The sequence below is a fragment of the Streptococcus sp. SM5 genome (genome assembly GCF_027497975.1).
On the sequence record NZ_JAJNSC010000013.1, the window covers coordinates 87596 to 97333 of the forward strand.

Here is a 9738-nt window from a genome sequence, read left to right on the forward strand (position 1 = left end):
AAAATGAAAATGAAAATGAACAAAATGCTTGCGCTTGCAAGCGTTTTTTGTTATGATAAAAGAGTCTTCAGGGCAGGGTGAAATTCCCGACCGGCGGTAAATTTGACTATCTATTTTAGTTTTCTCGTCGTTGTCTTGTCTCGATATACTTTAAGTATTATCTTCGACTGCGACGCCTAGATAAATCTAAAATATCTTAGCCAAATAAGTCCGCGAGCGCAAGCTGATGTGGTGAGATTCCACAACCGACAGTATAGTCTGGATGGGAGAAGACGAAAGAATAGCTTTGTCTGTTCTGATAGATTTATAGCTAGATTGTAACCGCTTGCTTTTGTTTTCTTTAATAGAGTAAGAGGAAAGATTTGGGATATAAAAGGTGAGAATAGATAGAGGGATCCTTTCTAACTTCTTCTGATTTTATAGAAAATTGGAGGAACCTGTTATGACAAACACACGTCGACTTTCGACCATTGCGATTTTATCAGCCATCTCATTTGTGCTGATGTACTTTGACTTTCCGCTTTTACCAGCGGCGTCCTTCCTCAAGATTGAATTTAGTATCTTGCCAGTCCTTGTGGGCTTGGTAGTCATGGATTTGCCTGCTGCTCTAGGAGTTCTCTTGCTTCGCTCACTCTTAAAATTGCTTCTTAATAGCCAGGGAGTGAATACCTACATTGGTTTGCCAATGAATATCGTAGCTTTGGGAGTTTTTGTCATCGTATTTGCTTTGATTTGGAAAAAGGAACGGACAACTCTTCGTTTCCTACTAGGCTCTCTAGCTGGAACTATTGGCTTGACCGTGGCTATGTTGGTTCTCAACTATGTTTACGCTGTTCCTTTGTACGCTAAGTTTGCTAACTTTGATATTGGAAAAATTTTGGGACTTTCCAACTACCTAATGACCATGGTATTACCTTTTAACTTGATTGAGGGTGTTATCTTTGCCGTTTCATTCTGGTTGTTGTATGTTCTCTTGAAACCAACCTTAAAACATTATGAGAGATAAACAAACATTTTTAATGAAGGGCAGTTTTGCCCTTTTACTTTTCGTTATTCTTGGCTATATGGTCAAATTTTACCCTGAAACGCTGGTCGGTTTTGACCAACCGATTCAGGCTGCCGTTCGAGGAGACTTACCAGATTACTTGACGATTCTTTTTCGAGCCATCACACGCTTGATTGATATTCCAGTGATTATTACTTGGGTTGTCATTACAGCTTTTATCTTGTATCGTAAGCGGTGGAAGATTGAAAGCCTACTTATGCTGGGGAATTTGGCTTTAGCAGGTCTTTTAATCGTGATCTTTAAAAATATCTACCAGCGCCCACGGCCAACTATCTTACATCTGGTAGAGGAGAAGGGATTTTCTTTTCCAAGTGGGCATTCTTTGGCAGTGACGCTGATGGTAGGTACTTTGATTATCATTCTCAGTCAACGGATTAAAAATCCAGTCTGGAGAAAAATCGTGCAAATCGTTCTTGGCCTCTACCTAGTCAGTGTGCTGGTATCAAGAGTCTATCTGGGAGTTCATTACCCATCAGATGTTCTTGCCAGTCTCTGTGTGGGCTTGGGAGTCTTGTTTATCGAATTTCCCTTCTATGACAAGCTCCGCTTCCAATGGCGATTTAAAGGCAAGCAGAAGTGAGATAGGTCTTGCAAGAATGGTAAAAATCTGATAAACTAAGTAGTAATTGAATAGAAATCTGCAAGACTAGTAACTCAAGGGAAGTATATCAGGGAGGAGAGCCGTGACTGTAAGCTCTCTATATGAAAGCTGGGTGAATTCACTTGTGCATGGATTTAGAAATGAAGGTCTGACTTGTCAGATGAAAACGGATGGTACCGCGTGTCAACGCTCCGAGTGGAGTTTTTGGCATGTGGTTTTCTTTTTATCTACGAGAGACTGATGGAGGAATTATGTCAACTATTAAAGAACAATTAAAAGCGCTTCGTGAAGAAACGCTGGCTAGCTTGAAGCAGATTACTGCTGAAAATGAAAAAGAGATGCAAGATTTGCGCGTCTCTGTCCTTGGTAAAAAGGGGTCTCTTACTGAAATCCTCAAAGGGATGAAAGATGTCTCTGCTGAAATACGCCCGATTATCGGAAAACACGTTAATGAAGCTCGTGATGTCTTAACAGCAGCCTTTGAAGAAACAGCTAAGCTTTTGGAAGAAAAGAAAGTTGCAGCTCAATTGGCTAGCGAGAGCATTGATGTGACACTTCCAGGGCGTCCTGTTGCGACTGGTCACCGTCACGTTTTGACACAAACCAGTGAAGAAATCGAAGATATTTTCATTGGGATGGGTTACCAAGTCGTGGATGGTTTTGAAGTGGAGCAAGACTACTATAACTTTGAACGTATGAACCTTCCCAAAGACCACCCAGCCCGTGATATGCAGGACACATTCTATATCACAGAAGAAATCTTACTCCGTACTCACACGTCTCCAGTGCAGGCGCGTGCCATGGATGCCCATGATTTCTCTAAAGGTCCTTTGAAGATGATCTCGCCAGGGCGTGTCTTCCGTCGTGATACGGACGATGCGACTCACAGTCACCAATTCCACCAAATCGAAGGTTTGGTTGTTGGGAAAAATATCTCTATGGCAGACCTTCAAGGAACACTTCAATTGATTGTGCAAAAAATGTTCGGTGAAGAGCGTCAGATCCGTCTGCGTCCATCTTACTTCCCATTCACAGAGCCATCTGTTGAGGTGGATGTTTCTTGCTTCAAGTGTGGTGGAGAAGGCTGTAACGTATGTAAGAAAACAGGTTGGATCGAAATTATGGGTGCCGGTATGGTTCACCCACGTGTCCTTGAAATGAGTGGTATCGATGCGACTGTTTACTCTGGATTTGCTTTTGGTCTTGGTCAAGAGCGTGTAGCTATGCTTCGTTACGGAATCAACGATATCCGTGGATTCTACCAAGGAGATGTCCGTTTCTCAGAACAGTTTAAATAATGATTAGAAAAGTAGAAATGGCAGATGTTGAGGTGTTGGCTAAAATTGCCAAACAAACCTTTCGTGAAACGTTTGCTCATGATAATACGGAAGAGCAGTTACAGGAATACTTTGAAGAGGCTTATAGTCTGAGAGTTTTGTCAGCTGAGTTGGAAAATCCAGAATCCGAAACCTATTTCATTATGCATGAAGAGGTGATAGCTGGTTTTCTCAAAGTCAACTGGGGAAGTGCTCAAACTGAGAGAGAATTAGAGGATGCGTTTGAAATTCAACGTCTCTATGTGCTACAAAAATTCCAAGGATTTGGGCTCGGTAAGCAACTGTTTGAATTCGCTCTTGAACTTGCTACAAAAAATAGTTTTTCCTGGGCTTGGTTAGGTGTTTGGGAGCATAATACAAAAGCTCAAGCGTTTTATAATCGATATGGTTTTGAAAAATTTAGCCAACATCATTTTATGGTTGGTCAAAAAGTAGATACGGATTGGTTACTGAGAAAGAAATTAAGGTAAGAAGATGATTCTTCTATTGAAATGATAGGAAAGGAAAAGAACTAGAGTGGCAACTGTCATTCTGGAGAACTAAATTATGCTTGTATCTTATAAATGGTTAAAAGAATTGGTGGACATTGATGTTCCATCACAAGAGTTGGCTGAAAAAATGTCAACTACAGGGATCGAGGTAGAAGGTGTTGAATCACCTGCTGCTGGTCTCTCAAAAATTGTCGTCGGTGAGGTCTTGTCTTGCGAAGATGTGCCAGAAACTCACCTCCATGTTTGTCAGGTTAACGTTGGCGAAGAAGAAGCCCGTCAAATCGTCTGTGGTGCCCCAAATGTGCGTGCTGGTATCAAGGTTATGGTGGCTCTTCCAGGAGCTCGCATCGCTGACAATTACAAGATCAAAAAAGGGAAAATCCGCGGTCTTGAGTCACTTGGGATGATCTGTTCACTTGGTGAACTGGGAATTTCTGACTCAGTTGTACCTAAGGAATTCGCAGATGGCATCCAAATCTTGCCAGAAAATGCCGTTCCTGGGGATGAAGTCTTCTCATATCTAGACTTGGATGATGAAATCATCGAACTTTCAATTACACCTAACCGTGCGGACGCTCTTTCTATGCGTGGGGTGGCTCACGAAGTGGCAGCCATCTATGACAAGGCAGTCAACTTTAAAGAATTTACTCTTTCAGAAACTGACCAAGCTGCAGCAGATGCTCTTTCTGTGGGCATTGAGACAGACAAGGCGCCTTACTATGCCGCTCGTATCTTGGACAATGTGACTATCGCACCAAGTCCACAATGGTTGCAAAACCTTCTTATGAATGAAGGAATCCGTCCAATCAATAACGTAGTGGACGTGACCAACTACATCCTTCTCTACTTTGGTCAACCAATGCATGCCTTTGACTTGGATACCTTTGAAGGGACTGACATCCGTGTACGTGAAGCGCGTGCTGGTGAAAAATTAGTGACTTTAGATGGTGAAGAACGTGACTTGGACGTGAATGACCTAGTCATCACTGTCGCAGACAAGCCAGTAGCTCTTGCAGGTGTTATGGGTGGTCAAGCAACAGAAATCTCTGAAAAGTCTAGTCGTGTCGTCCTTGAAGCTGCAGTCTTCAACGGAAAATCAATCCGCAAGACTAGCGGACGTCTCAACCTTCGTTCTGAGTCATCTTCTCGCTTTGAAAAAGGGATTAATGTGGCAACTGTTAACGAAGCCCTTGATGCGGCGGCTAGCATGATTGCAGAACTTGCAGGTGCGACGGTGCGTAAGGGTATCGTTTCAGCGGGTGAGCTTGATACCTCTGATGTGGAAGTTTCTTCAACTCTTGCTGATGTTAACCGTGTCCTCGGAACTGATCTTTCTTATGCTGATGTAGAAGACGTCTTCCGTCGTCTTGGATTTGGTCTTTCTGGCAATGCAGATAGCTTTACAGTCAGTGTCCCACGCCGTCGCTGGGATATCACCATCGAGGCAGACCTCTTTGAAGAAATCGCTCGTATCTATGGATATGACCGCTTGCCAACCAGCCTTCCAAAAGACGATGGGACAGCTGGTGAATTGACTGCGACACAAAAACTTCGCCGTCAAGTTCGTACCATTGCTGAAGGAGCAGGTTTGACAGAAATCATCACCTACGCTCTGACAACTCCTGAAAAAGCAGTTGAGTTTACGGCTCAACCAAGCAACCTTACGGAACTCATGTGGCCAATGACTGTGGACCGTTCTGTCCTCCGTCAAAATATGATTTCTGGTATCCTTGATACAGTTGCTTACAATGTGGCTCGTAAGAACAAAAACTTGGCACTTTACGAGATCGGAAAAGTCTTTGAACAAACAGGCAATCCAAAAGAAGAACTTCCAAATGAGATTAATAGCTTTGCCTTTGCCTTGACAGGCTTGGTTGCTGAAAAAGATTTCCAAACAGCAGCAGTTCCAGTTGATTTCTTCTATGCTAAAGGAATCCTTGAAGCATTATTTACTCGCTTGGGACTAGAAGTGACCTATACGGCAACATCTGAAATCGCTAGCCTTCACCCAGGTCGTACCGCTATGATTTCACTCGGTGACCAAGTTCTTGGTTTCCTTGGTCAAGTACACCCAGTCACTGCTAAGGCCTACGATATTCCAGAAACGTATGTGGCTGAGCTCAACCTTTCAGCCATCGAAACTGCCCTTAAACCAGCTACTCCATTTGTGGAAATCACAAAATTCCCAGCAGTTAGCCGTGACGTTGCCCTCCTTCTCAAGGCAGAAGTGACTCACCAAGAAGTTGTGGACGCGATCCAAGCTGCCGGCGTGAAACGTTTGACAGATATCAAACTCTTTGACGTCTTCTCAGGTGAGAAATTGGGACTTGGTATGAAGTCAATGGCTTATAGCTTGACTTTCCAAAATCCAGAAGACAGCTTAACGGACGAAGAAGTCGCACGCTACATGGAAAAAATCCAAGCGTCTCTCGAAGAAAAAGTCAATGCAGAAGTGCGTTAAAGTATCAATCCATCCTTCGGGGTGGATTTTTGCTTTTTAAATAACAATTCAGGATCAAAAATAGACAGTTGAGGAACAGAGAAGATAAATTGGAGTTTACCACGGTATAATGGATTTATCACTAAAAACGCTCCATGCCATATTTTACATAGCATTAGCCTTATAAAAATGGACAGAAATTATTGTAAAGGCTATCAAAAAGGAGTATAATGAGTGCAAGACATTTCGGAGGTGAAAGATGCTAGAAGTAAGAAGTCTAGAGAAAAGTTTTGGACCTAAGCAAGTTTTGTTTGGTATTGACTTTCAAGCGCGACCAGGTCGTATTTTGGGATTAGTCGGGAAAAACGGTGCTGGGAAGACAACGATTTTCCACAGTATTTTGAAGTTTTTAGAATACCAAGGAGAAATTAGTCTGGATAATCAGGATATTCGACAAGAGACCTACGCTCGGATTGGCTATCTGCCTGAAGAACGCAGCCTCATGCCTAAATTGACAGTCCTTGAACAAGTTCGTTACTTGGCGACTCTAAAAGGTATGGATGCCAAGGAGATCAAGGAAAAACTCCCTCAATGGATGAAGAGGTTGGAAGTGAAAGGGAAGCTGACTGATAAAATCAAGAGTCTGTCAAAAGGAAATCAGCAGAAGATTCAGCTCATTATTACTCTGATTCATGAGCCAGACTTGATTATCTTGGATGAGCCTTTCAGTGGATTGGACCCGGTCAATACAGAATTGCTCAAGCAAGTCATTTTTCAGGAAAAAGAACGTGGGGCAACCATTATCTTTTCTGACCATGTCATGACCAACGTCGAGGAGCTTTGTGACGATATTCTCATGATTCGAGATGGCCGTGTGGTCTTGCATGGACCAGTTCAGGATGTCCGCAATCAATACGGGAAAACGCGTCTCTTTGTTTCAAGTGAACGAAGCAAGGAAGAATTGGAAAATCTTCCTCATGTCAAGCAGGTAAGTTTGACCAAACAAGGCAGTTGGAAATTGATCTTAGAGGATGAGAGCGCTGGAAGGGAACTCTTCCCAATCTTGACTCAGGGGCAATACATCGCAACCTTTGACCAGCAAGCGCCAACAATTGATGAAATCTTTAAACTAGAATCAGGGGTGGAAGTATGAGAAATATGTGGGTTGTAATGAAGGAAACCTATCTTCGACATGTCAAATCGTGGAGTTTCTTCTTTATGGTGATTTCGCCGTTCCTCTTTTTAGCCTTATCTGTAGGAATTGGCTATCTCCAAGGATCTTCTATGGCTCAGAGTGGCAAGATAGCAGTAGTCAGCACTGTTCCAGCTGTGACAGACAGTCTTAAATCTACCAATGGTCTCAATTTTGATTATCAGGATGAAGCCAGTGCCCAAGCTGCTATCAAGGATGAAAAATTAAAAGGCTATCTGACCATTGACCAAGAGGATAGTGTCTTGAAGGCAGTTTATCACGGTGAAACTTCCCTTGAGATTGCTATTAAGCTAGGAGTAACGAGCAAGTTAAATGAGCTTCAAGATCAACTCAATCGTTCGGCAGCCAATTTGTCACAAGAACAGGAAAAACGCTTGGAACAAACAGTTAACTTTACGGAGAAAATTGATGAATCCAAGGAAAATAAAAAAATGATTCAAACCTTTGCGGCCGCAGGGCTTGGTTTATTTCTTTATATGATTTTGATTACCTATGCTAGTGTCACTGCTCAGGAAGTGGCTAGCGAGAAAGGAACCAAAATTATGGAGGTGGTCTTCTCTAGTATCCGAGCTAGTCATTATTTCTACGCTCGCATGCTAGCTCTGCTTCTTGTGATTTTGACCCATATTGGCATTTACGTCGTGGGTGGACTTGCTGCCATTCTTCTCTTTAAAGACCTACCAATCTTGGCACAATCTGGTATTTTAAACCATATAGGAGAGGCTTTCTCGCTCAACACCTTATTGTTTGTCTTGGTTAGCCTCTTTATGTACGTTGTTTTAGCAGCCTTCCTAGGTTCTATGGTTTCTCGTCCTGAGGACTCAGGAAAAGCCTTGTCGCCTTTGATGATTTTGATTATAGGTGGTTTTTTTGGAGTGACAGCTCTAGGTGCAGCTGGTGACAATCTCATCTTAAAGATTGGTTCATATATTCCCTTTATTTCGACTTTCTTCATGCCATTTAGAACCATTAATGGCTATGCAAATGGGTTAGAAGCTTGGATTTCGCTTGCTATTACGATTGCTTTTGCAGTAACGGCAACAGTCTTTATCGGACGTATGTATGCTAGCCTCGTTCTGCAAACAGATGATTTAGGTCCTTGGAAAACCTTTAAACGTGCCTTATCTTATAAATAGAAGAGCCTCGCGAAAGCGAGGTTTTTTAGAGATAAAAAGAGTGGAATTCAGAAAAATATTTTTCATATCTATTGACTTTTAGGGGTGAAATTTGGTATTATAGTAGGCGGTATTGTTTACCCCATTTGAAAGGCCCCGGAACCTTCCAAATACTTTTCGATGGGAAGGAACACCCATCACCGTAAACAAAAATCGAACTATATATAGGAGAAATCATGAACAAAACAACATTTATGGCTAAACCAGGCCAAGTTGAACGTAAATGGTACGTAGTTGACGCAACTGATGTACCACTTGGACGTCTTTCTGCAGTAGTTGCTAGCGTACTTCGCGGAAAAAACAAACCAACATTTACACCACACACTGATACAGGTGACTTTGTGATTGTTATCAATGCTGAAAAAGTTAAATTGACTGGTAAAAAAGCAACTGATAAAATCTACTACACTCACTCAAACCACCCAGGTGGATTGAAACAAATCTCTGCAGGTGAACTTCGTTCTAAAAATGCAGTACGTTTGATCGAGAAATCAGTTAAAGGTATGCTTCCACACAATACTCTTGGACGCGCTCAAGGTATGAAGTTGAAAGTATTTGTTGGAGCTGAGCACACTCACGCTGCACAACAACCAGAAGTTCTTGATATTTCAGGACTTATCTAAGGAAAGGAACAATAAAGTATGTCACAAGCACAATATGCAGGTACTGGACGTCGTAAAAACGCTGTTGCACGCGTTCGCCTTGTTCCAGGAACTGGTAAAATCACTGTTAACAAAAAAGATGTTGAAGAGTACATCCCACACGCTGACCTTCGTCTTGTAATCAACCAACCATTCGCAGTTACTTCAACTGCAGGTTCATACGACGTTTTCGTTAACGTTGTAGGTGGTGGATACGCTGGTCAATCAGGAGCTATCCGTCATGGTATCGCTCGTGCCCTTCTTCAAGTAGACCCAGACTTCCGCGATTCATTGAAACGCGCAGGACTTCTTACACGTGACTCACGTAAAGTTGAGCGTAAGAAACCAGGCTTGAAAAAAGCTCGTAAAGCATCACAATTTAGTAAACGTTAAAACTTATTTAAACTTATTGAAAGCATTTCGTATCAAAAATACGGGATGCTTTCTCTGTTCACCCCAAATTTTTGTAACTAGGTGATACTTGAAATTAATACAAATTTGGTTGTTTTTGATAAATCTAAGCAACACTAAATGATGAAGTGAAAGGGGATGAATCTTTGATAGTATTCATTTATTGTGAAATATGATATATTTATTAATTAGATGGATGAATACTTCTAGAGTTAAATATAGCATAATAGGGACAGACTTTTTGGTTTATTTTTGTTTGTAGTCGGATTATGAAAGAATATCCAATATTATGCGATAAGATAGAATGTTACAAAAAAGAAAGGGGATGCAATCCGATGAAGAAAGACAGATTAATTGTATTGA

At 41.8% G+C, this 9738-nt stretch carries 9 protein-coding genes and 1 riboswitch; all 9 genes read left to right on the forward strand.

The genetic code is table 11. The features are described from left to right. Positions 1–59: 59 nt before the first annotated feature. Positions 60–278, forward strand: a riboswitch (FMN riboswitch). Positions 279–442: 164 nt separating this feature from the next. Then, positions 443–1006: an ECF transporter S component gene (locus PAN07_RS10850; RefSeq protein ID WP_084861966.1), complete on the forward strand. Its 564-nt coding sequence runs from the start codon at positions 443–445 to the stop codon at positions 1004–1006. Continuing rightward, complete coding sequence (locus PAN07_RS10855) at positions 996–1646, forward strand: phosphatase PAP2 family protein (protein ID WP_084861964.1); 651 nt, start codon at positions 996–998, stop codon at positions 1644–1646. The genes PAN07_RS10850 and PAN07_RS10855 overlap by 11 nt, the downstream gene beginning before the upstream one ends. Before the next feature lie 272 nt (positions 1647–1918). Further along, complete coding sequence (pheS, locus tag PAN07_RS10860; protein WP_153192586.1) at positions 1919–2965, forward strand: phenylalanine--tRNA ligase subunit alpha; 1047 nt, start codon at positions 1919–1921, stop codon at positions 2963–2965. Continuing rightward, on the forward strand, positions 2965–3474 hold the full coding sequence (locus tag PAN07_RS10865) for an N-acetyltransferase (protein ID WP_153192583.1): 510 nt from the start codon (positions 2965–2967) through the stop codon (positions 3472–3474). The genes pheS and PAN07_RS10865 overlap by 1 nt, the downstream gene beginning before the upstream one ends. A 76-nt stretch (positions 3475–3550) precedes the next feature. Then, the gene (pheT, locus tag PAN07_RS10870; protein ID WP_269797934.1) at positions 3551–5956 is read left to right on the forward strand and encodes a phenylalanine--tRNA ligase subunit beta; all 2406 of its coding nucleotides are present in this window, start codon (positions 3551–3553) and stop codon (positions 5954–5956) included. Positions 5957–6194: 238 nt separating this feature from the next. Next, positions 6195–7088, forward strand: coding sequence for an ABC transporter ATP-binding protein (locus PAN07_RS10875; RefSeq protein ID WP_000895284.1), 894 nt, complete (start codon positions 6195–6197; stop codon positions 7086–7088). Next, positions 7085–8284 (forward strand): ABC transporter permease, encoded by a 1200-nt coding sequence (locus tag PAN07_RS10880; RefSeq protein ID WP_247930514.1) that lies wholly within the window; start codon positions 7085–7087, stop codon positions 8282–8284. The genes PAN07_RS10875 and PAN07_RS10880 overlap by 4 nt, the downstream gene beginning before the upstream one ends. A 215-nt stretch (positions 8285–8499) precedes the next feature. Next, positions 8500–8946 (forward strand): 50S ribosomal protein L13, encoded by a 447-nt coding sequence (gene rplM / locus PAN07_RS10885; protein ID WP_001044624.1) that lies wholly within the window; start codon positions 8500–8502, stop codon positions 8944–8946. 18 nt (positions 8947–8964) lie between these two features. Further along, a complete protein-coding gene (gene rpsI / locus PAN07_RS10890; RefSeq protein WP_000075964.1) occupies positions 8965–9357 on the forward strand; it encodes a 30S ribosomal protein S9 in 393 nt (130 codons plus the stop codon). Positions 9358–9738 lie beyond the last annotated feature (381 nt).

Coding starts and splice junctions, on each gene's coding strand:
- rplM (WP_001044624.1), top strand. CDS start 8,500: ATGAACAAAACAACATTTATGGCTAAACCAGGCCAAGTTGAACGTAAA.
- PAN07_RS10850 (WP_084861966.1), top strand. CDS start 443: ATGACAAACACACGTCGACTTTCGACCATTGCGATTTTATCAGCCATC.
- rpsI (WP_000075964.1), top strand. CDS start 8,965: ATGTCACAAGCACAATATGCAGGTACTGGACGTCGTAAAAACGCTGTT.
- PAN07_RS10880 (WP_247930514.1), top strand. CDS start 7,085: ATGAGAAATATGTGGGTTGTAATGAAGGAAACCTATCTTCGACATGTC.
- PAN07_RS10875 (WP_000895284.1), top strand. CDS start 6,195: ATGCTAGAAGTAAGAAGTCTAGAGAAAAGTTTTGGACCTAAGCAAGTT.
- pheS (WP_153192586.1), top strand. CDS start 1,919: ATGTCAACTATTAAAGAACAATTAAAAGCGCTTCGTGAAGAAACGCTG.
- PAN07_RS10865 (WP_153192583.1), top strand. CDS start 2,965: ATGATTAGAAAAGTAGAAATGGCAGATGTTGAGGTGTTGGCTAAAATT.
- pheT (WP_269797934.1), top strand. CDS start 3,551: ATGCTTGTATCTTATAAATGGTTAAAAGAATTGGTGGACATTGATGTT.
- PAN07_RS10855 (WP_084861964.1), top strand. CDS start 996: ATGAGAGATAAACAAACATTTTTAATGAAGGGCAGTTTTGCCCTTTTA.